At 41.3% G+C, this 21,022-nt stretch carries 20 protein-coding genes; 19 read left to right on the forward strand and 1 reads right to left on the reverse strand.

All coding sequences use genetic code 11. The features are described from left to right. From rsgA to spoVM, 4 genes are all read left to right on the forward strand, one after another. On the forward strand, window positions 1–885 hold the full coding sequence (rsgA, locus tag CYJ36_RS04570; protein ID WP_101565207.1) for a ribosome small subunit-dependent GTPase A: 885 nt from the start codon (window positions 1–3) through the stop codon (window positions 883–885). A gap of 2 nt (window positions 886–887) precedes the next feature. Then, window positions 888–1,535 carry a ribulose-phosphate 3-epimerase gene (rpe, locus tag CYJ36_RS04575; protein ID WP_101565209.1) on the forward strand — a complete coding sequence of 216 codons (648 nt, stop codon included), beginning with the start codon at window positions 888–890 and terminating at the stop codon, window positions 1,533–1,535. Between the two features lie 185 nt (window positions 1,536–1,720). Further along, the gene (locus tag CYJ36_RS04580; protein ID WP_101565211.1) at window positions 1,721–2,362 is read left to right on the forward strand and encodes a thiamine diphosphokinase; all 642 of its coding nucleotides are present in this window, start codon (window positions 1,721–1,723) and stop codon (window positions 2,360–2,362) included. A gap of 297 nt (window positions 2,363–2,659) precedes the next feature. Continuing rightward, the gene (spoVM, locus tag CYJ36_RS04585; RefSeq protein WP_101565213.1) at window positions 2,660–2,740 is read left to right on the forward strand and encodes a stage V sporulation protein SpoVM; all 81 of its coding nucleotides are present in this window, start codon (window positions 2,660–2,662) and stop codon (window positions 2,738–2,740) included. A gap of 189 nt (window positions 2,741–2,929) precedes the next feature. On the opposite strand, the gene rpmB is transcribed toward spoVM, so the two are convergent. Beyond that, window positions 2,930–3,118 carry a 50S ribosomal protein L28 gene (gene rpmB, locus CYJ36_RS04590; RefSeq protein WP_101565215.1) on the reverse strand — a complete coding sequence of 63 codons (189 nt, stop codon included), beginning with the start codon at window positions 3,116–3,118 and terminating at the stop codon, window positions 2,930–2,932. A 276-nt stretch (window positions 3,119–3,394) separates the two neighbouring features. Between rpmB and CYJ36_RS04595 the strand changes: the two genes are divergently transcribed. The 15 genes from CYJ36_RS04595 (at window position 3,395) to ffh (ending at window position 20,968) form a co-directional block, all read left to right on the forward strand. Continuing rightward, window positions 3,395–3,757 carry an Asp23/Gls24 family envelope stress response protein gene (locus CYJ36_RS04595; RefSeq protein ID WP_070879137.1) on the forward strand — a complete coding sequence of 121 codons (363 nt, stop codon included), beginning with the start codon at window positions 3,395–3,397 and terminating at the stop codon, window positions 3,755–3,757. A 17-nt stretch (window positions 3,758–3,774) separates the two neighbouring features. After that, window positions 3,775–5,451 carry a DAK2 domain-containing protein gene (locus CYJ36_RS04600; protein WP_101565217.1) on the forward strand — a complete coding sequence of 559 codons (1,677 nt, stop codon included), beginning with the start codon at window positions 3,775–3,777 and terminating at the stop codon, window positions 5,449–5,451. 404 nt (window positions 5,452–5,855) lie between these two features. Further along, window positions 5,856–6,518 (forward strand): L-serine ammonia-lyase, iron-sulfur-dependent subunit beta, encoded by a 663-nt coding sequence (sdaAB, locus tag CYJ36_RS04605; protein WP_101565219.1) that lies wholly within the window; start codon window positions 5,856–5,858, stop codon window positions 6,516–6,518. A 35-nt stretch (window positions 6,519–6,553) separates the two neighbouring features. Beyond that, on the forward strand, window positions 6,554–7,441 hold the full coding sequence (sdaAA, locus tag CYJ36_RS04610) for an L-serine ammonia-lyase, iron-sulfur-dependent, subunit alpha (protein WP_101565221.1): 888 nt from the start codon (window positions 6,554–6,556) through the stop codon (window positions 7,439–7,441). Next, window positions 7,434–9,482 carry an ATP-dependent DNA helicase RecG gene (recG, locus tag CYJ36_RS04615; protein WP_101565688.1) on the forward strand — a complete coding sequence of 683 codons (2,049 nt, stop codon included), beginning with the start codon at window positions 7,434–7,436 and terminating at the stop codon, window positions 9,480–9,482. Before sdaAA ends, recG begins: the two co-directional genes overlap by 8 nt. Window positions 9,483–9,595: 113 nt before the next feature. After that, window positions 9,596–10,195 (forward strand): transcription factor FapR, encoded by a 600-nt coding sequence (fapR, locus tag CYJ36_RS04620; protein ID WP_101565690.1) that lies wholly within the window; start codon window positions 9,596–9,598, stop codon window positions 10,193–10,195. Further along, window positions 10,179–11,177 carry a phosphate acyltransferase PlsX gene (gene plsX / locus CYJ36_RS04625; RefSeq protein WP_101565223.1) on the forward strand — a complete coding sequence of 333 codons (999 nt, stop codon included), beginning with the start codon at window positions 10,179–10,181 and terminating at the stop codon, window positions 11,175–11,177. Before fapR ends, plsX begins: the two co-directional genes overlap by 17 nt. Window positions 11,178–11,190: 13 nt before the next feature. Then, complete coding sequence (fabD, locus tag CYJ36_RS04630; protein WP_101565225.1) at window positions 11,191–12,135, forward strand: ACP S-malonyltransferase; 945 nt, start codon at window positions 11,191–11,193, stop codon at window positions 12,133–12,135. Then, on the forward strand, window positions 12,135–12,875 hold the full coding sequence (gene fabG, locus CYJ36_RS04635) for a 3-oxoacyl-[acyl-carrier-protein] reductase (protein WP_101565227.1): 741 nt from the start codon (window positions 12,135–12,137) through the stop codon (window positions 12,873–12,875). Before fabD ends, fabG begins: the two co-directional genes overlap by 1 nt. A gap of 95 nt (window positions 12,876–12,970) precedes the next feature. Then, entirely contained in the window at window positions 12,971–13,204 is a 234-nt protein-coding gene (gene acpP, locus CYJ36_RS04640) for an acyl carrier protein (protein WP_070879146.1), read from the forward strand. A gap of 108 nt (window positions 13,205–13,312) precedes the next feature. After that, on the forward strand, window positions 13,313–14,044 hold the full coding sequence (rnc, locus tag CYJ36_RS04645; protein ID WP_101565229.1) for a ribonuclease III: 732 nt from the start codon (window positions 13,313–13,315) through the stop codon (window positions 14,042–14,044). Window positions 14,045–14,163: 119 nt separating this feature from the next. Beyond that, the gene (gene smc, locus CYJ36_RS04650; protein ID WP_101565231.1) at window positions 14,164–17,730 is read left to right on the forward strand and encodes a chromosome segregation protein SMC; all 3,567 of its coding nucleotides are present in this window, start codon (window positions 14,164–14,166) and stop codon (window positions 17,728–17,730) included. 14 nt (window positions 17,731–17,744) lie between these two features. Further along, window positions 17,745–18,734: a signal recognition particle-docking protein FtsY gene (ftsY, locus tag CYJ36_RS04655; RefSeq protein ID WP_101565233.1), complete on the forward strand. Its 990-nt coding sequence runs from the start codon at window positions 17,745–17,747 to the stop codon at window positions 18,732–18,734. 548 nt (window positions 18,735–19,282) lie between these two features. After that, the gene (locus CYJ36_RS04665; protein WP_101565692.1) at window positions 19,283–19,612 is read left to right on the forward strand and encodes a putative DNA-binding protein; all 330 of its coding nucleotides are present in this window, start codon (window positions 19,283–19,285) and stop codon (window positions 19,610–19,612) included. A 12-nt stretch (window positions 19,613–19,624) separates the two neighbouring features. After that, on the forward strand, window positions 19,625–20,968 hold the full coding sequence (ffh, locus tag CYJ36_RS04670; protein ID WP_101565237.1) for a signal recognition particle protein: 1,344 nt from the start codon (window positions 19,625–19,627) through the stop codon (window positions 20,966–20,968). The last annotated feature ends 54 nt before the right edge of the window (window positions 20,969–21,022 follow it).

Raw genomic sequence — 21,022 nt, forward strand, 5'->3', positions numbered from 1 at the left:
ATGCCTAAAGGCAAAATTATTAAAGCGTTAAGCGGTTTTTATTATTGTCTTGACGGAGACCGGACGATTCAATGCCGCGGCCGTGGAGTTTTCCGAAAAAATAAAGTAACTCCACTTGTAGGCGACGAAGTAGTTTATGAGTATGAAAATGAACGAGAAGGTACAATTTTGGAGGTGTTTGAGCGCAAAAATGAGCTCGTTCGCCCTCCTATTGCAAATGTTGATCAGGCAATTCTTGTGTTTTCAGCCCTTGAACCTGATTTCAGCACCGTCCTGCTTGATCGATTTCTAGTATTAATCGAGTCAAAAGATATTGAACCAATCATTTGCATCAGCAAAACAGATCTAATTGAAGATGAAAAACAAAAAAATGAAATTGTTCAGTTTGCAGAAGATTACCGCAAAATAGGTTATGAAGTGCGCTTAACATCAACTCTGGATTCGGTTGGGATAACTGAGCTTCTACCCTTATTAAATGACCGGATTTCAGTATTTGCAGGTCAGTCAGGTGTAGGGAAATCATCCCTATTAAATGTGCTTCGACCTGAGCTGGAGCTGAAAACAAGCGGCATTTCATCTCATTTGGGCCGAGGCAAGCATACGACAAGACATGTTGAGCTCATTCCTGTCGGATCAGGACTTGTAGCAGACACACCAGGCTTCAGTTCACTTGAGTTCATGTCAATTGAGGCTGAAGAATTATCCTATTGTTTTCCCGAAATGAAGGAAAGAAGCGATCAATGCAAATTCAGAGCCTGCACACATGTTTCAGAGCCGAAATGTGCGATTAAAACCGCAGTTGAACAAGGAGAAATTCCTAAATACCGTTATGAACATTATTTGAGTTTCATCGAAGAAATAAAGGATAGAAAGCCGAGGTACTAAACATGATTAAAATTGCACCATCGATTCTTTCAGCAGACTTTGCACGGCTTGGGGCAGACATTGAAGATGTTGAAAGAGGAGGAGCTGATTACATTCATGTTGATGTCATGGATGGACATTTTGTGCCTAATATCACAATTGGTCCTCTTATTGTCGAAGCAATAAGACCAGTCACGAACCTTCCTCTAGATGTACATTTAATGATTGAGAATCCGGACGCTTTCATTGGAACCTTTGCCAAAATGGGCGCTGACATCATATCTGTTCATGTCGAAGCGTGTCCCCACTTACATCGGACGATTCAGCAGATTAAGTCAGAAGGTGTAAAGGCTGGTGTTGTCCTAAATCCGCATACACCAGCAAACATGATAAAAGAAGTTTTGGATGAGGTCGATCTAGTTCTGCTTATGACTGTCAATCCAGGATTCGGCGGGCAATCCTTTATCCATTCTGTTCTTCCTAAAATTAAAGAAGTTTCAGATATGGTAAAAGAACGCGGCCTGCAAGTCGAGATTGAAGTTGATGGAGGAGTCAACGAGGAAACAGCGAAGCTCTGTATAGAAGCTGGAGCAAATGTCCTTGTTGCAGGATCAGCCATATACAATCAAACTGACCGCACGAAAGCGATTCAAAGAATCAGAAATGCTTAAGAACCGCTTTTGCGGTTCTTTTTGTCTATATGAAAAAACCTCACAGGTAAGAGGGATGGCATAAAAGGGAGCTGCTGCAGTCTAAATCTGCTGCATTTTGCCGTAAAAAAAGATTAACAACTTTAAGAACTATAATATTATTATGTAAACTAATTCGATATTCTTATTCAGCAAGGGTGACTAAAATGAAATCAATACATATTGTAGCAGGAGGACCAAAAAGATATATTCCTGCGTTGAATACCCATCACCGTGAAGATGTGTGCTGGATTGGAGTCGACCGTGGAGTAATTTATATGCAGGAAGCAGGTATTGCTCCAGTTCGGGCTTTTGGGGATTTTGATTCAATAACGATTGACGAACGGGAGAAATTGAATAAATCCTCAGTGCATTTGGATCTTTTCCCTGCTGAAAAAGATAAGACAGATACCGAAATAGCGATTGAGTGGGCGATTCTTCAGAATCCGGATGAAATCCTTTTATTTGGATCAACTGGAGGGAGACTTGATCATTTTCTGGCAAATACACAGCTTCTTGCTAAATACTCAAATGCAAGAATCAAGATTATTGATCAGACAAATGAAATTTCGGTTTTTCTGCCTGGAGTGCATAAAGTCCAAATGGATAACAGGTTTCCGTACGTCTCTTTTCTGCCTGTTAGCGAAGAGGTAATTGGAATAACGCTGGATGGTTTTAAATATCCGCTCTTAAATTGTCATATAAAGCTTGGATCAACACTATGTATTAGTAATGAACTTATTCATTCATCCGGTACTTTTTCGTTTGAGAATGGCATATTATTGATGGTAAGAAGTACTGATGAATAGCTTCTGGCATGATGCCCTAACGCGATCTTAAAAAAAGGCTGTTTTCACAAAGATTGTTGTTTGTCGTTTTAGGGCTCATTCTGGTCTGTTAGCAGGGTGTCGTGCTCTTTTCTAATAAAATTCATTTCAACCCTTAAATAACGATCAGACGCTCTAAAAATGATTGAAAGGCAACAATGTTTTAGAAAAGAGGCTAAAAAAATAATCGAGGCAGCTTGTGTCTCGCATATGATGGAGACGAGGAGAAAGATAATTCTTTTCATCATCATTTTGAACGAATGGCTGAGGAGGGAAAGTATGAAATTTTATACGATCAAATTACCGAAGTTTTTAGGCGGCATTATCCGGGCAATGCTGGGCTCGTTTAAAAAAGACTAAGCTTCAATAATGAATCTTGAACTTGACTCAAGAAATCTTGTTTCCTTATCCGTACTTCAGCAGTTTTGCAGTATCCAAAAAAATGAAAAAAGCACCGCATAAGCGGTGCTTTTTCGTATGTTTTTAAATCCCGTCCGAAGTTCTTCATAAATCTATAGAAATGAACGGGTCAAAAGCGAATGCTTTTGATTAAACACGCTCAACTTTACCAGATTTTAAAGCGCGAGCAGATACATATACGCGTTTTGGTTTGCCATCAACTAAGATACGTACTTTTTGAAGGTTAGCACCCCAAGTACGTTTTGAAGCGTTCATTGCGTGAGAACGTGCGTTTCCAGAACGTGTTTTTTTACCAGTGATTACGCATTTACGTGCCATCGTATTCCCTCCTAACTGCAAAAAACCTTTCCAATTCAAACATATTAGTCCTGTTTGTCATGAGATACTTTAATAATTTATCACAACTGCTTTCGGAATGCAATAGTTCTTGCTTTTGCTTTCAAGAATTTTTCCTTGACATACATGAATATTTCAGGCTGAATAATACTATAGTGTAAGATATCCCATGACTGGGCAGGGAATGACTTTTAAAAATCGTTTGTATATAGTAAAATAGCTTTAGCCTATGCGAACAATTCCAAAGGGGGAACAATCATGTCCATCGAAATGAAAACAAAGTACGGACAAATTGACATATCCAATGAAGTTATTGCAACCGTTGCAGGCGGTGCAGCTATTGATTGCTATGGTATTGTCGGTATGGCATCAAAAAATCAAATTAAAGACGGCATCACTGAGATTTTAAGAAAAGAAAATTTCAGCAGGGGAGTTATTGTCCGTCAAGAAGAAGATCATATCAATATTGATATGTACATTATCGTCAGCTACGGAACTAAAATCTCTGAAGTGGCTCATAATGTTCAAACGAAAGTGAAGTACACACTGGATAAAACAGTTGGACTAGCTGTTGATTCAGTCAATATTTTTGTTCAGAGTGTTCGTGTAACGAACCCGTAGTAAGGAGGAAAAAGTCCGTGTCAATTACAATCTTAGATGGGAAACGTTTCGCTGAAATGATTATGCAGGGTGCAGGTCATCTGTCAAACAATGCAAAATACGTTGATGCCTTAAACGTTTTTCCAGTTCCGGATGGAGATACTGGAACGAACATGAATCTTTCGATGACATCTGGTGCGAAAGAGGTAGGAAACAATGTTTCTGACCATATCGGAAAGGTCGGTGCAGCTCTTTCAAAAGGTCTATTAATGGGTGCACGCGGAAATTCCGGTGTTATTCTTTCTCAATTATTCAGAGGTTTTTCGAAAGCTATTGAAATGAAAAGCACAATAAAAAGCGTTGATTTCGCCAACGCATTACAGGCTGGAGTCGACACCGCCTATAAAGCAGTAATGAAGCCTGTTGAAGGAACAATATTGACAGTTGCGAAGGACTCTGCAAAGAAAGCAGTTGCTGCAATTGAAGCAGACTCTTCCATTTCATTAGATAAATTAATGGAAGCTGTTTTAACAGAAGCAAAAGCATCATTAGAAAGAACACCGGATTTATTGCCAGTTTTGAAAGAAGTTGGTGTTGTCGATAGCGGCGGACAGGGTCTTGTATTTGTATACGAGGGCTTCTTAGCAGAACTTAAAGGCGAAAAGGTATCTTCTATCCCAGTCTCTGCTTCAATGACAGATCTTGTTAGTGCAGAGCATCATAAGAACGTAGCATCTCACATCAACACAGAAGATATTGAGTTTGGATACTGTACCGAATTTATGGTTCGTTTTGAAGATGACAAAGATGCATTTTCGGAAGACCAATTCAGACAAGATCTCAGTGAGCATGGCGATTCCTTATTGGTAATAGCTGATGATGAGATTGTAAAAGTACATATTCATGCTGAGTATCCTGGTAAAGTACTTACATATGGGCAGCGCTATGGCAGTCTGATCAACATGAAAATCGAAAACATGCGCCAGCAGCATACAAGCTTGCTTGTCGATGCTCCTCAGGCTCCTGTGAAAAACGCTGCACCAAAAAAGAAAGAGAAGCAAAAATATGGCGTCGTTACTGTAACAATGGGAAAAGGAATCGCTAATCTTTTCAGAAGCATAGGTTCACATTCCGTTATTGAAGGCGGACAAACGATGAATCCTAGCACAGAAGACATCGTCCAGGCAATAAAAGATGTAAATGCCGAAAATGTTATTATCTTGCCTAACAATTCGAATATTGTCATGGCAGCACAGCAGGCAGCCTCAGTAGTCGATGAAAAGGTCCTTGTTATTCCTTCTAAAACGGTGCCTCAAGGGATGGCAGCTTTGCTTGCTTTTAATCCGACTGCTGCTCCAGAAGAGAACGAAGAAATCATGAAGGATGCACTAAGCACTGTAAAGACAGGTCAAATTACGTATGCGGTTCGCGATACGAATATTGATGGTCTTGATATCGCAAAAGGCGACTTCATGGGTATCTCAAATGGCAAAATAGTTACAAAGGACACTCAGCAGTTAGCTGCTGCAAAAAAACTTCTTGAAACAATGATTTCAAAAGATGATGAAATTTTGACCGTTCTTCAAGGTGAAGATGCTGCTGACGAAGAAATGAAAGATTTGGTGCAATTCATTGAAGAAACGTACGAAGATGTTGAAGTGGAAGTTCATAAAGGTGAACAGCCATTATACTCCTACATTTTCTCAATTGAATAATTCATAGGAATAGAAGGGTGACCCCCTTCTATTTCTTATGTTTCCTGGAATAATTAATAGAGTAAAAATATAGTTTTTTTGCAGAAAGTGTTCTTTCCTTTTAACGGTATTCTTCACCATAAAACTTGCTGTGGAAAAGACAATTGTCCAAAATACAAAAAATGGGTTATCTGAGAAGTATTTATATATGATTGCGTTTTCGCAAATCTTACTTTTCTGTTAAACTGAGATTTGCAGGGGAGAGTTAAAAATAATATTGCTTATTCATGTCTAGCGCAAGCAACTAGCTCCTCGGTCAAAACGGATCTGCCATTAAAGTCAAACCCGGACTTTACTGTCGGATCCTTATCTGCCTGTATGCGCTAATCAATGTGCTTGCACTTTTCAAAATTTAGGGGGATTTTATGAAATATAGAAGTGTATTTGATATTATCGGACCGATTATGATTGGTCCTTCGAGTTCACATACGGCAGGTGCTGCCCGAATAGGGAGAGTAGCGAGAAGCTTATTCGGAAGAGAGCCGAAGTGGGCAGCCATTTCATTCTATGGTTCGTTTGCAAAAACATATAAAGGGCATGGCACTGATGTTGCGATTATTGGCGGTTTGCTGGATTTCGATACCTATGATGAAAGAATTAAAACGTCCCTTTTGATTGCCGATGAAAAAGGGATAAAAGTGACCTTCACAGAAGAAGATGCGTTAACCGATCATCCTAACACAGTGCGTGTCATTATTGGAGATGATCAAGGTCAGCTTGAGCTTGTCGGGATCTCGATTGGCGGAGGGAAAATTGAGATAACAGAGCTTAATGGGTTTGAACTGAAATTATCAGGAAACCACCCTGCAATTTTGGTTGTGCACAATGACCGTTTTGGCGCAATTGCTGCCGTTGCCAATGTTCTTGCGAAACATGCTATCAATATCGGACATATGAATGTTGCCCGCAAGGAAAAAGGAAAGCTTGCACTAATGACAATCGAAGTGGATCAAAATATAGATGAAACTGTTTTGAATGAATTAAAAACGCTGCCGAACATACTGCAAGTAACGAAAATAGCAGATTAATTCATAGAGATAGTAATGTGATTGGGGGAACTATCATGTTTCGTAATGTAGCGGAACTAATCGAACTTGCTGAGAGCAAGGGAGTTAAAATAGCGGAAATAATGATTCAGCAGGAAATGGAAATGACCGGAAGAACAAGGGAGCAGATCATTTCGATGATGGATCAAAATTTAACTGTGATGGAACAAGCGGTTGAAAAAGGGCTGTCAGGCGTGCGATCTCATTCAGGACTGACTGGCGGAGATGCTGTTCTCATGCAGGCTTATATCCAGAAAGGGAACTTTCTCTCTGGAGAAATCATTTTGGATGCTGTCAGCAAAGCGGTCGCCACGAATGAAGTGAATGCTGCGATGGGCACTATCTGCGCAACGCCCACTGCAGGTTCTGCCGGTGTAGTTCCTGGTACTCTTTTTGCGGTAAAGGCTAAATTAAACCCAAGCAGAGATGAAATGATTGATTTTCTGTTTACATCTGGTGCATTTGGTTTTGTTGTGGCCAATAATGCATCTATTTCTGGAGCTGCCGGAGGATGTCAGGCTGAAGTGGGGTCTGCATCAGGAATGGCAGCTGCTGCTATTACAGAAATGGCCGGAGGCACACCAAGCCAGGCTGCCGAGGCAATGGCGATTACGCTTAAAAATATGCTTGGACTTGTATGTGATCCTGTAGCTGGATTAGTAGAGGTTCCATGTGTAAAACGAAATGCAATGGGCGCAGCAAATGCAATGATAGCAGCTGACATGGCATTAGCAGGAATTACGAGCCGCATACCTTGTGATGAAGTGATCGACGCCATGTTCAGAATCGGTCAATCGATGCCGACTGCCCTTAAAGAAACAGCGCAGGGAGGCTTAGCGGCAACACCGACAGGCCGTGAGCTGGAAGCAAAAATATTTGGGATAAAGCTTGATGACAGTGAATGATAGCCTCATGCAAAGTGTGACTGCCGTTAAAGGGATCGGCGCTGAATCAGAAGAGATTTTAAATGAAATGGGCATTTTTTCTGTAAAAGATTTAATTGAATATTTGCCATATCGTTATGAAGATTATCGCCTGAAAGACTTAGCGGAAGTACAGCATGATGAACGTGTGACAGTCGAGGGGAAGGTTCATAGTGAACCTTCTCTTGCCTTTTTCGGTAAAAAGAAGTCAAGGCTGACGGTACGTGTTCTGGTCGGCAGATATTTAATAAGTGCCGTATTTTTTAATCGCCCCTATTACAAAAAGAAACTTGAACTTCAGTCGATTGTTACGATCTCAGGGAAATGGGACAAGCATCGGCAAACCATTTCAGTAAGTGAAATTACATTTGGCCCGCAAACAAAGCAGCATGAAATAGAACCGGTGTATTCCGTCAAAGAAAAAATAACGGTAAAAACAATGAGGAAATTCATTAATCATGCTCTAAGTCAATTTGGATCTGAAATTATGGATATGATTCCGGAGCCTTTGATGAAAGCCTATCGTCTCCCTGCAAAAAAAGATGCAATTTTAACGATGCATCATCCGCTGAAACATGAGGATTTAAAGCATGCAAGAAGATATTTTGTTTATGAGGAATTTCTATTGTTTCAGCTGAAAATGCAAGCTTTGCGTAAATTCCAGCGTGAGCAATCAGAAGGAATCGTTCATAAAGTTAATAACATTCAATTGCAGGCCTTTATTGATTCCCTTCCTTTTCCGCTTACGAACGCTCAGCAGAGGGTGATTGGTGAGATTTTGAATGATATGAAATCAAATTACCGAATGAACCGGCTGCTCCAAGGTGATGTAGGATCTGGGAAAACGGTTGTGGCGGCAATTGCTTTGTATGCGGCTTTCCTATCAGGCTATCAAGGCGCTTTAATGGTGCCGACTGAAATTTTAGCTGAGCAGCATACTGAGTCACTAGCGAAAACGTTCAGCAATTTTCCGGTTTCGGTTGCTCTGCTGACGAGCTCAGTTAAAGGCAAAAAAAGAAGAGAACTGCTTGAACGCGTCGCGCAGGGGGAAATCCAATTCGTGATCGGCACCCATGCACTTATACAGCAGGATGTTCACTTTTCAAAGCTTGGTTTAGTCATTACTGATGAGCAGCATCGTTTTGGTGTTGAACAAAGAAAAGTTCTTCGTGAAAAAGGAGAAAATCCAGATGTACTGTTCATGACGGCTACTCCAATCCCGAGAACGCTCGCAATCACTGCATTCGGTGAAATGGATGTTTCTGTTATAGATGAACTGCCTGCAGGGCGCAAACAAATTGAAACATATTGGGTGAAACATGATATGCTTGACCGCATTCTCAGGTTTATTCATAAAGAACTGCAAGCGGGAAGACAAGCCTATGTGATCTGCCCTCTCATTGAGGAATCAGACAAGCTCGATGTTCAGAATGCGATCGATGTACATAGCACACTCGTTCACTTTTACAAAGACAAATGGAATGTGGGGCTGATGCATGGCAGACTGAACAGTGCAGAAAAAGATGAAGTGATGAGAGAATTCAGTGAAAATAAAATTCAAATTCTAGTATCGACAACAGTTGTTGAGGTTGGCGTGAATGTTCCTAATGCAACAGTTATGATGATTTATGATGCAGAGCGTTTCGGTTTATCACAGCTGCACCAATTGCGCGGCCGGGTTGGCAGAGGCATTGATCAATCCTATTGCATCCTGCTTGCTGATCCGAAATCAGAAACAGGGAAAGAAAGAATGAGGGTTATGACAGAAACAACGGATGGGTTCGAGCTCTCAGAAAAAGATTTGGAACTTAGGGGTCCTGGTGACTTTTTTGGAAGAAAGCAAAGCGGAATGCCTGAGTTCAAGGTTGCAGATATGGTACATGATTACCGTGCTCTTGAAACAGCCAGAAATGATGCAGCGAGATTGGTTCAGTCTGAATCATTTTGGCATGCAGATGACTATTCAATGCTTCGGTTATATTTGCAAAGCACTGGAATCATAAATGGCGGCAAGCTAGATTAATAGTGTAGAAGACTTGTTAAAAGCAGAATGCAATTGGACCTTGCATTCTGCTTTATTTGATTATATACTACTATTAGTACCTAGTCTTAAGAGTGCGGACGGTGTCGAAATTAATGAGAAAAACAAAAAAAGAGCGGCAATCAATGCTGCAGCAGACTATAACAGAAACACCATTTATTACAGATGAAGAGCTAGCAGATAAATTTAACGTCAGTATACAGACGATTAGGCTTGACCGCTTAGAACTTTCGATTCCAGAGCTGCGCGAGCGCATTAAGCATGTAGCTGTAAAACAGCTTGAAGATGAGGTGCGGTCACTTCCTCTTGAAGAAGTGATCGGCGAAATTATTGATCTTGATCTTGATTCATCGGCAATCTCCATTTTTGAAGTAAAGAAAGAGCATGTTTTTGTGCGAAATCAAATAGCCCGGGGACATCATTTATTCGCTCAGGCAAACTCACTTGCAGTAGCAGTTATTGATGATGAGCTTGCCTTAACTGCAAAAGCGAATATTCGTTTTACAAGGCAAGTGAAAGAGAAAGAGAGAGTCGTTGCAAAAGCGAAAGTAACAAAAGTAGACAGTGATAATGGAAGAACGACGGTTGAAGTGAACAGCTATGTAGGAAACGAAGTTGTCTTCTCCGGTACATTTGAAATGTATCGATCAAAAACAATGAAAAAGGCAGGTTTCAGCAATGAAAATCGCAATTGATGCAATGGGCGGAGACAATGCCCCTAAAGCAATCGTAGAAGGTGCAATGAAAGCTGTCTCTCTTTTTAAAGATATTGAGATTACGTTATACGGAAAAGAAAATTTGATCAAGGAACATCTTTCTAATAAAGAAAGAATTTCGATCGTACATACAGATACAGTGATTGAAGCGACAGATGAGCCTGTCAGAGCAGTCCGAAGAAAAAAAGATGCTTCAATGGTGCTGATGGCGAATGCTGTAAAGGACGGTCAAGCTGATGCATGTATATCTGCCGGAAACACGGGTGCGTTAATGACCGCTGGATTATTTATTGTCGGCAGAATTGAGGGAATTGAACGGCCGGCTCTATCTCCTACGCTGCCGACATTAGATGGAACAGGGTTTTTAATGCTGGATGTAGGCGCTAACGTTGATGCAAAACCGGAACATTTGCTGCAATATGGAATGATGGGATCCATTTATGTTGAAAAAGTCCGCGGTGTGCAAAACCCCCGTGTAGGCTTGCTTAATGTCGGGACAGAGGACAAAAAGGGGAATGAGCTTACAAAACAGGCTTTTCAATTGTTAAAAGACTCAGATTTAAACTTTGTCGGGAACGTAGAAGCGAGAGATCTTCTGGAGGGAATCGCCGATGTTGTCGTGACCGACGGTTTTACAGGAAATGTAGCTTTGAAAACAATTGAAGGCACAGCCCTTTCTGTTTTTAAAATGCTTAAATCAGCCTTATATAGCAATCTGCAATCTAAACTGGCAGCTGCTGTACTTAAGCCTAAGCTGAAAGAAATTAAAGTGAAAATGGATTACTCAGAATATGGCGGAGCAGGATTATTTGGCTTAAAAGCTCCTGTCATCAAAGCGCATGGCTCTTCAGATCCGAATGCCGTTTACAACGCTATTCGACAGGCGCGTGAAATGGTGAGCAATGATGTGCCGCAAACGATTCAGAAAACAGTCGATAAATCAAACTCAGTTAAAGCGTGAGAGGAGAAAGATAATGAGTAAACTAGCCTTTATTTTTCCAGGACAAGGATCCCAAACTGTAGGAATGGGAAAAGATTTATTTGATGGAGTTGAAGCTTCACGCAAGGTTTTTAACAGCGCGGATGAAAAACTTGGGTTCAGTCTTTCACAATTAATATTTGAAGGGCCTCAGGATACATTGACTCTCACTTACAATGCTCAGCCAGCATTGATGACAGCGAGTATTGCTGTTCTGGAAAAATTTAAAGAAACCGGAATTCAGCCTGATTTTGTTGCTGGGCACAGTCTTGGAGAGTATACAGCTTTAGTTGCAGGCGGAGTACTTTCCTTTGAAGATGCAGTCTATGCTGTCAGAAAACGCGGAGAATATATGAATGAAGCAGTTCCTGCCGGCGTTGGTGCAATGGCAGCGATTTTAGGCATGAGTGCCGGGGATCTTCTCGAGGTAACTGAAAAAATCACAATGGATGGGTTTTCCGTTCAGCTTGCGAATTTAAATTGCCCTGGACAAATTGTTATTTCAGGAACGGCTGAAGGTGTTGAAAAGGCCTCTTCCCTAGCAAAAGAAAAGGGTGCAAAAAGAGCGATTCCTCTTGATGTGAGCGGCCCATTTCACTCTGAGCTGATGAAGCCTGCTGCAGATAAGCTGAAACGTGTTCTTGATGAAGTGGAACTTCATGATGCAGCCATTCCAGTTGTAGCAAACGTAACCGCTAAGCAAGTAAATGACAGTAATCAAATCAAGGATTTGCTGGTCGAGCAATTATATTCACCTGTTCAATGGGAGCAGTCGATTAACGAAATGATCGCAAATGGTGTAACAACTTTCGTAGAAATTGGACCAGGTAAAGTACTTTCCGGTTTAGTGAAAAAAATCGATCGCAAAGCAACAGTAATTGCAGTATCTGATTTGGAATCAATAGAAGCTGCAATCGAAAAGCTTAAGGAGGTCAAATAATGGTTGAAGGCAAAGTGGCGTTAGTTACTGGTGCATCAAGGGGCATTGGACGTGCAATTGCGCTTGATCTGGCAAGAAATGGCGCAAACGTGGCAGTGAATTACGCAGGCAGTGAAGCGAAAGCAAATGAAGTGGTTGATGAAATTAAAGCTCTTGGAAGAGAAGCGTTTGCCATTCAAGCTGATGTGAGCGACAGCGTGGCTGTTGCCGCAATGGTTAAAGAAACTGTAGAGCGATTTGGAAGACTGGATATTTTAATAAATAATGCAGGTATTACAAAAGATAATCTTCTGATGAGAATGAAGGATTCAGAATGGGACGATGTTATCAATATTAATCTTAAGGGCGTTTTTCTCACAACGAAAGCAGCGACGCGGCAAATGATGAAACAGCGCTATGGCCGCATTATTAATATTGCTTCAATCGTTGGAGTCAGCGGCAACGCAGGCCAGGCAAATTACGTGGCAGCAAAAGCTGGTGTCATTGGACTAACGAAAACAGCTGCTAAAGAGCTTTCCTCTAGAAATATTACAGTAAATGCGCTTGCTCCAGGGTTTATTACAACTGATATGACGGATAAACTGACAGAAGAAGTGAAAGCAGAGATGCTGAAGCAGATTCCTCTGGCAAGATTAGGAGAACCTGATGATATCGCAAACGCAGCCACGTTTTTAGCCTCTGATAAAAGCAGCTATATAACGGGGCAAACAATCCATATTGATGGCGGAATGGTCATGTAAAAAAAGATTTTCGTACATGCTCTCTAATCACTGTTTTTTCGGCTAGTTTTTTAAGCGGATATACACTATAATACTTTGAGGGGAGGTGAAATGTTATGGCAGATGTACTAGCTCGCGTAACGAAAATTATCGTTGACCGTCTTGGTGTTGACGAAGCTGAAGTAAAAATGGAAGCTTCTTTTAAAGACGATTTAGGTGCGGATTCCCTTGATGTAGTAGAACTTGTAATGGAACTTGAAGATGAGTTCGACATGGAGATTTCTGATGAAGATGCAGAAACAATTGCAACAGTGGGTGACGCTGTGAACTACATACAAAGTCAACAGTAATGTTGCATTTAAAGTCCCGTTTAGAAACGGGGCTTTATCCCTTTTACTCACATTGAAAGGGGAAACAATTAATATGAAGATGCGGTTGTTTAAGTGATGGAGGTACCTATGCCGAAGATGAATTACAGAGAGAGAAGATCGTTTGTTAAAAAAGCAGAATTCAAACAATTTCAAGAACAGATTGGCCATACGTTCCAAAATGAAAGACTTTTGTATCAAGCCTTCACACATTCATCCTATGTGAATGAGCATCGCAAAAAGCCTTACGAGGACAATGAAAGACTGGAATTTTTAGGAGATGCGGTTTTAGAATTAACGATTTCTCAATTCTTATTTAAAAAATATCCGACAATGAGCGAAGGCGATTTAACAAAGGTTCGGGCAGCGATTGTCTGTGAACCATCGCTTGTGGCATTTGCAAATGAATTATCATTTGGAAAGCTTGTGCTGCTCGGTAAGGGTGAAGAAATGACAGGCGGAAGAGCAAGACCGGCTCTTTTGGCAGATGTATTTGAAGCTTTTATCGGCGCTTTATATTTGGATTCAGGACTGGATCCTGTCGTGTCTTTTCTAGAAAAATGCGTTTTTCCTAAAATTAATGATGGTGCTTTTTCTCATGTGATGGATTTCAAAAGTCAGCTTCAGGAATTTGTTCAAAGAGACAGTAAAGGTTCTTTAGAATATAAAATTCTTCATGAGAAAGGCCCTGCTCACAATCGTGAGTTTGTGGCAACTGTCTCTCTTAATGGAGAAGTACTTGGCACAGGAAACGGCAAATCAAAAAAGGCGGCTGAACAGCATGCCGCACAAGAAGCATTAACAAAATTAAAACCTCATTAAACTCATTGACCCCCGATATCAAGGGGGTTCTCTTTATGTTTGCAAATAAATGCTAATAGCAGAAGCTAAATTATGATAGAATATGGTTGATTTCAAAGAATAGCAGGGGAGGATCCTAAATGTTCCTCAAACGTTTGGATATAGTAGGATTTAAATCATTCGCAGAGCGTGTGAACGTAGACTTTGTAAAAGGTGTTACCGCTGTAGTCGGGCCGAACGGAAGCGGAAAAAGCAATATAACAGACGCAATCCGGTGGGTGCTTGGCGAGCAATCAGCAAAATCACTTCGCGGAACGAAAATGGAAGACATTATTTTTGCGGGCAGTGATTCCAGAAAAGGCGTCAATATGGCGGAAGTTACGTTAACACTTGATAACGAGGATCAATTTTTGCCGATCGATTATCATGAAGTATCTGTAACAAGAAGGGTATACCGATCAGGCGACAGTGATTTTTACATTAATAATCAATCATGCCGTCTAAAAGACATCGTTGATCTTTTTATGGATTCCGGTCTTGGCAAAGAAGCTTTCTCGATCATCAGCCAAGGAAAAGTAGAAGAAATACTCAGCAGCAAAGCGGAAGAAAGACGCAGTATCTTTGAAGAAGCAGCTGGTGTTCTAAAATATAAAACCCGCAAGAAAAAAGCAGAGTTCAAATTAGCTGAAACACAGGAAAACCTCAATCGGGTTCAAGATATCCTTCATGAACTTGAAGGGCAAGTAGAGCCGCTAAAAATTCAGGCGTCTATTGCAAAAGATTTTCTTGAGAAAAAAGAAGAGCTGGAGCAGATTGAAGTAGCACTGACCGTCTATGAAATTGAGGAACTACATAAAAAATGGGAGTCTTTATCAAAGACAGTTGAAAACGGCAAACTGCAAGAAAGCGGCTTAGCTGCAGCTGTTCAAAAAAAAGAAGCAGAAATCGAACAGACCAGAGATCAGTCTCTCGCTTTAGATGAATCAATAAATGATCTTCAGCAAGTGCTGCTGCTGGTAAGCGAGGACCTCGAAAAGCTTGAAGGCCGCAAAGAAGTCCTGAAAGAGCGTAAAAAAAATGCTCATCAAAATAAAGCTCAGCTTCAAAAAGTGATTGAAGAAGCTTCAGAACGCACAGCATTGCTTGAGGAAGAAAAAAAGATTCAGTCAGCATTACTTGAAACACTTGAGCAGGAAGTCAGCCATATTAAGCAGCAGCTTCAAGAAAAGCAAACGCTCCTTTCTTCATATGACCAAAATATTGAAGAAAAGATTGAATCTCTTAAAAGCGAATATTTCGAGCTGTTAAATGGACAGGCTCAAGCAAGAAATGAAATATCGTACATAGATGATCAAATTCAGCAGCAATCAAGAAAAAACGGACGCCTTAAAGAAGCAAATCAAAAGTATCTAACCGAGAGAAATGAGATTGAAGAGAAAAAACGGAGACTTGAAGCTAAGCTGTCTCTATTAGAATCTCAACTAGATGACCAAATCAAAACATTCCGTGCCGGACAGTCGAAACTGGAAAAAGATAAAGCGGCCTATCAAAAAAGAGAGACTGCACTCTATCAGGCGTATCAATATTTACAGCAGACAAAATCGCGCAAAGAAATGCTCGAAACCATGCAAGAGGATTATGCCGGATTCTTTCAGGGAGTTAAAGAAGTGCTTAAACAGCGTAATCAGCTTGAAGGCATTCATGGTGCAATTGCTGAGCTGATATCGACTGAAAAACAGTATGAGACGGCAATTGAAATTGCTCTCGGTGGCGCTGCACAGCATGTCGTCACAGAAGATGAACAAGCTGCCAGAACAGCTATTTCTTATTTGAAAAAGAATGCATTTGGGCGCGCAACATTTTTGCCTCTAACAGTTATGAAGGAGCGGACAGTCTCTGCCCATGATCTGCAAATGCTAAGGAATCACAGGGCATTTAAAGGGATAGCCTCAGATCTTGTTTCCTTTAACCCGCGTTATCGCAAAGCTGTATTTAATTTGCTCGGGACGGTCGTTGTCACTGAGGATTTAAAAGGGGCAAACGAGCTGGCTAAACTTCTCAACTACCGGTTTCGTTTCGTAACGATTGGCGGGGATGTTGTTAATCCCGGCGGTTCAATGACTGGCGGTGCTGTAAAGCAAAAAAATAATTCCCTTTTGAGCCGCAGCCGTGAATTGGAAACGATTGAACATCAATTTAAAGAGATGAGCGAAAAAACAAGGCTGCTTGAAGAAGATGTGAAAACGCTCAAAGGTTCCATTTCAAGCCAGGAGCTGCTCATTGATCAGCTCAGAGGAAAAGGTGAACAGCTAAGAATTGACACGCAATCTGTCCGCTCTGAACTAAGAGAAATGGAAATGAACGAGAAGAATGTGAATGATCATCTTACCTTATATGATGCCGAAAGAGAATCATATCATGATGAACAGGCCAGAATGTTAAAGCGGAAAGAAGATCTGACTGTTCAGCTTGACAAGACACAGGTAAACATGCAAAAGCTTGATATTGCTATTGCAGATTTATCTGCCCAAAAAACAGCCCAGCAATCTTCAAAAGAAGAAGTACAGCATGCTATCACTGACTTGAAGGTTGTCTTGGCAAGCAAGAAACAATCGCTTGAAAATCAGAAGGAAAAAGCAGAACGTACAGCGTTTGAACTTTCAGATCAGCAAAAGAAGCTGACTGAAGCAAGTGAAGATCTGAATTTCCTCCATGGCGAGATGGATTCAAATTTTTCAGGAGAAGAAAAACTTGAAGAATCCGCACGTAAAAAACGGGAAGATAAAAATAAAACAATTGAACTTATCTCTGTCAGACGAAATCACCGCTTAAAGCTGCAGGATCAATTAGAGATTTCTGAAAGAGAAGTGAAGGAATTAAAAAGACAGCATAAGCAGATTTCAGATTTATTAAAAGATGAAGAGGTAAGGTTAAATCGTTTTGATGTTGAACTGGACAATCGGCTGAATCATTTGCGGGAGGAATACCTTCTGACATTTGAAGCGGCAAAAGAGAAATACATTCTTCACACTGACGTAAATGATGCACGCAAGCGAGTAAAGCTTATTAAGCTTGCGATTGAAGAGCTGGGTACTGTAAACTTGGGAGCAATTGATGAATATGAAAGGGTTTCTGAGAGATTTTATTTCCTGACTGATCAGCGGAATGATCTGCAAGAGGCCAAGGATACACTTTATCAGGTCATTGGCGAAATGGATGAAGAAATGAAAAAGAGATTTCACCATACGTTTACCCAGATACGCTCCCATTTTGAATCGGTCTTCCAATCTTTATTTGGCGGCGGACGAGCAGAACTCAGATTGACAGACCCAGCTGATCTGCTGAATACCGGCGTTGATATTGTTGCTCAGCCACCCGGAAAAAAACTTCAAAACCTTGGACTTTTATCTGGCGGAGAACGAGCTCTGACTGCTATCGCGTTACTGTTCTCGATATTAAAAGTGCGTCCTGTTCCATTTTGTGTTCTTGATGAAGTAGAGGCAGCACTGGATGAAGCGAATGTTCACAGATTTTCACAGTATCTAAAGAAATTCAGCAAAGATACACAATTCATTGTCATTACACACCGTAAAGGAACGATGGAAGATGCAGATGTTCTGTATGGTGTGACGATGCAGGAATCTGGCGTCTCCAAAATGGTATCAGTGCGCCTGGAAGAAACGAAAGAGTTTGTTCAATCTGGATGAGAGGAAGAAGCTGAATGAGTTTTTTTAAAAAATTGAAAGATAAATTTTCACAGCAGCAGCAACCGGATTCATCGCCGGAAAAGTTTAAGGAAGGGTTATCAAAAACGAGAATCTCGATTTCTGAGCGAGTGAATAACCTTGTCGCCCGCTACCGTAAAGTAGATGAGGATTTTTTTGAAGAGCTTGAGGAAGTCTTGATTGGTGCAGATGTTGGCGTCTCAACCGTTATGGAATTGATTGATGAGTTGAAAACTGAAGTAAAACGCCGCAACATTCAGGATTCAAAAGAAGTGCAATCCGTTATTTCAGAAAAACTAGTTGAAATTTATCAAGGTGAAGACGCTGAATCTCCAAAGATTGACCTCCAAGAAGGCCGCCTGAACGTTATTCTGTTTGTAGGAGTAAACGGCGTAGGGAAAACAACGACAATCGGAAAACTTGCTCATAAGCTAAAGAGCGAAGGCAAATCCGTTCTTATGGCTGCAGGTGACACATTCCGGGCAGGAGCAATTGAACAGCTTGAGGTTTGGAGTGAGAGAGTCGGCGTTGACGTGATTAAACAATCTGCCGGCTCTGATCCAGCAGCTGTAATGTTTGATGCTGTTCAGGCAGCAAAGGCGAGAAAAGTGGATGTATTATTATGTGATACAGCCGGACGCTTGCAAAATAAGGTCAATCTAATGAAAGAACTGGAAAAAGTAAAGCGTGTGATCGAGCGTGAAATTCCTGGTGCTCCTCACGAAGTCATGCTTGTTCTTGATGCGACAACAGGACAAAATGCAATGAGTCAGGCGAAACAATTTTCACAGGCCACAGAAGTAACCGGCATTGTCTTAACTAAGCTTGATGGTACAGCAAAAGGCGGTATAGTTCTTGCGATTCGCAATGAGCTGAGTATCCCTGTTAAATTCGTGGGACTTGGTGAAAAAATGGATGACCTAATGGAATTTGATGCCGAACAATATGTGTACGGTTTGTTTGCTGATTTAGTAGAGGAAGCATAGAAGAGAACAATGCAGGAAATCCTGCATTGTTCTCTTTGTATTGCGAGATGGTGTTTTCTTCAGATTACCTCTGATCTGCCAAATGGTGTTGTCCAGCTCCACCTCCTAGCCCCTCGGTCAGAACAAATTCCCCCAAAAAGTCAAACCCGGACTTTCTGGGTGAATTCTTATCTGTCTGTCGGGTCTGATCAGTCGGTTCCGCTTTTCGGTGTTGTCCAGCTCCACCTCCTAGCCCCTCGGTCAGAACAAATTCCCCCAAAAAGTCAAACCCGGACTTTCTGGGTGAATTCTTATCTGTCTGTCGGGTCTGATCAGTCGGTTCCGCTTTTCGGTGTTGTCCAGCTCCATCGCCTAACTCCTCGGTCACAACGGCTCTGCCAGTAAAGGCAAGCCCGGCCTTTTCTGTCAGATCCTTTTGTGCCTGTCGGAGCTAAACAGGCGATTCCGCTTTTCGGTGTGACAAGAAAAAAACTTGACATCAAATTAAATAACTTGTAAACTAATGACTTGTAAAGGCAATTCCCTTAACAAAGGAGAGAAGCTGAGTGATGCTTGAAAAAACAACGAGAGTAAATTATCTGTTTGACTTTTATCAATCGTTGTTGACACCAAAGCAAAAAAGCTATATGTCGCTTTATTATCTTGATGATTACTCCTTAGGTGAAATTGCTGAAGAGTACGATATTAGCCGGCAGGCTGTTTATGACAATATTAAACGCACTGAGGCTATGTTAGAGCAATATGAAAATAAATTATTGCTTTTTCAAAAATTTCAAGAACGTCAACGTTTGATTGAACAATTAAAAGCTGCAGCGTTCGAGACAGATCAGGGACGTTCCCTTTTGACGCTGCTTGAGGCGCTGGAGAAATTAGATTAGGAGGCGGCATGTATGGCGTTTGAAGGATTAGCCGACCGACTGCAGAATACAATCGCAAAAATCCGCGGCAAAGGCAAAGTGTCGGAATCTGATGTAAAAGAAATGATGCGTGAAGTACGCTTAGCACTCCTTGAAGCAGACGTTAACTTCAAAGTCGTAAAAGACTTTGTGAAAAAGGTGAGTGAAAGGGCTGTTGGACAGGAAGTAATGTCAAGCTTAACTCCGGGTCAGCAAGTCATTAAAGTTGTTAAAGAAGAATTAACAGCTTTAATGGGCGGTGAACAGAGTAAGATTGCGGTTGCAAATCGTCCTCCTACTGTCATTATGATGGTGGGGCTGCAGGGTGCGGGTAAAACAACGACTTCAGGAAAGCTTGCGAACCTGCTCCGTAAGAAACATAATCGCAGCCCATTGCTAGTAGCTGCTGATATTTACCGTCCTGCTGCGATTAAGCAGCTTGAGACACTTGGCAAACAGCTAAACATGCCTGTCTTTTCTCTTGGAGATCAAGTGAGTCCAGTTGAGATTGCCAAACAGGCAATTGAGCATGCCAAGCAGGAGCACCTTGATTATGTGCTGATTGATACAGCTGGCCGCCTTCACATTGATGAGACGCTAATGGATGAGCTTCAGCAGGTCAAAGAACTTTCAAAGCCTGATGAAATCTTCCTTGTTGTTGATTCAATGACAGGCCAGGATGCTGTGAATGTCGCTCAAAGCTTCAATGATCAGCTTGGATTAACCGGTGTGGTTTTAACAAAGCTTGACGGAGATACAAGGGGTGGTGCGGCGCTGTCGATCAGGGCTGTTACGCAGACTCCAATAAAATTTGTCGGCCTTGGCGAAAAACTTGATGCAATCGAGGCATTTCACCCTGAGAGAATGGCTTCACGCATACTAGGCATGGGTGATGTGCTGACATTGATTGAAAAAGCTCAAGCGAATGTAGATGCCGATAAAGCAAAAGAACTTGAGCAGAAAATGAGGACTGCGTCGTTTACATTTGACGATTTCCTTGAACAGCTGGGGCAAGTCCGCAATATGGGACCGCTTGATGAACTCTTGGGAATGATACCCGGCGCCAGCAAAATGAAGGGTTTAAAAAATGCTCAAGTCGATGAAAAACAGATCGGCTCTGTTGAAGCTATCATCCGTTCGATGACAAAGGAAGAGAAACAGCATCCAGAAATCATCAACTCAGGCCGAAGAAAGAGAATTGCAAAAGGAAGCGGAACAACCGTACCGGAAGTAAACCGTTTACTCAAGCAATTTGAAGACATGAAAAAGATGATGAAACAGATGACGAGCATGTCAAAAGGAAAGAAAAAAGGCGGAATGAAGTTTCCGTTTATGTAACAATTTTTAGGTGTTAAGAAAAAACACTTTACAAAGTGGATTTTCATTGATATC

The sequence above is a fragment of the Bacillus sp. UMB0893 genome (genome assembly GCF_002858905.1).
In the GTDB taxonomy this organism is placed as follows: domain Bacteria; phylum Bacillota; class Bacilli; order Bacillales; family Bacillaceae; genus Bacillus_P.

Coding starts and splice junctions, on each gene's coding strand:
- rpmB (WP_101565215.1), bottom strand. CDS start 3,118: ATGGCACGTAAATGCGTAATCACTGGTAAAAAAACACGTTCTGGAAAC.
- CYJ36_RS04580 (WP_101565211.1), top strand. CDS start 1,721: ATGAAATCAATACATATTGTAGCAGGAGGACCAAAAAGATATATTCCT.
- spoVM (WP_101565213.1), top strand. CDS start 2,660: ATGAAATTTTATACGATCAAATTACCGAAGTTTTTAGGCGGCATTATC.
- fabG (WP_101565227.1), top strand. CDS start 12,135: ATGGTTGAAGGCAAAGTGGCGTTAGTTACTGGTGCATCAAGGGGCATT.
- rsgA (WP_101565207.1), top strand. CDS start 1: ATGCCTAAAGGCAAAATTATTAAAGCGTTAAGCGGTTTTTATTATTGT.
- sdaAA (WP_101565221.1), top strand. CDS start 6,554: ATGTTTCGTAATGTAGCGGAACTAATCGAACTTGCTGAGAGCAAGGGA.
- rnc (WP_101565229.1), top strand. CDS start 13,313: ATGCCGAAGATGAATTACAGAGAGAGAAGATCGTTTGTTAAAAAAGCA.
- ffh (WP_101565237.1), top strand. CDS start 19,625: ATGGCGTTTGAAGGATTAGCCGACCGACTGCAGAATACAATCGCAAAA.
- fabD (WP_101565225.1), top strand. CDS start 11,191: ATGAGTAAACTAGCCTTTATTTTTCCAGGACAAGGATCCCAAACTGTA.
- acpP (WP_070879146.1), top strand. CDS start 12,971: ATGGCAGATGTACTAGCTCGCGTAACGAAAATTATCGTTGACCGTCTT.
- ftsY (WP_101565233.1), top strand. CDS start 17,745: ATGAGTTTTTTTAAAAAATTGAAAGATAAATTTTCACAGCAGCAGCAA.
- CYJ36_RS04665 (WP_101565692.1), top strand. CDS start 19,283: ATGCTTGAAAAAACAACGAGAGTAAATTATCTGTTTGACTTTTATCAA.
- smc (WP_101565231.1), top strand. CDS start 14,164: ATGTTCCTCAAACGTTTGGATATAGTAGGATTTAAATCATTCGCAGAG.
- fapR (WP_101565690.1), top strand. CDS start 9,596: ATGAGAAAAACAAAAAAAGAGCGGCAATCAATGCTGCAGCAGACTATA.
- sdaAB (WP_101565219.1), top strand. CDS start 5,856: ATGAAATATAGAAGTGTATTTGATATTATCGGACCGATTATGATTGGT.
- CYJ36_RS04595 (WP_070879137.1), top strand. CDS start 3,395: ATGTCCATCGAAATGAAAACAAAGTACGGACAAATTGACATATCCAAT.
- plsX (WP_101565223.1), top strand. CDS start 10,179: ATGAAAATCGCAATTGATGCAATGGGCGGAGACAATGCCCCTAAAGCA.
- rpe (WP_101565209.1), top strand. CDS start 888: ATGATTAAAATTGCACCATCGATTCTTTCAGCAGACTTTGCACGGCTT.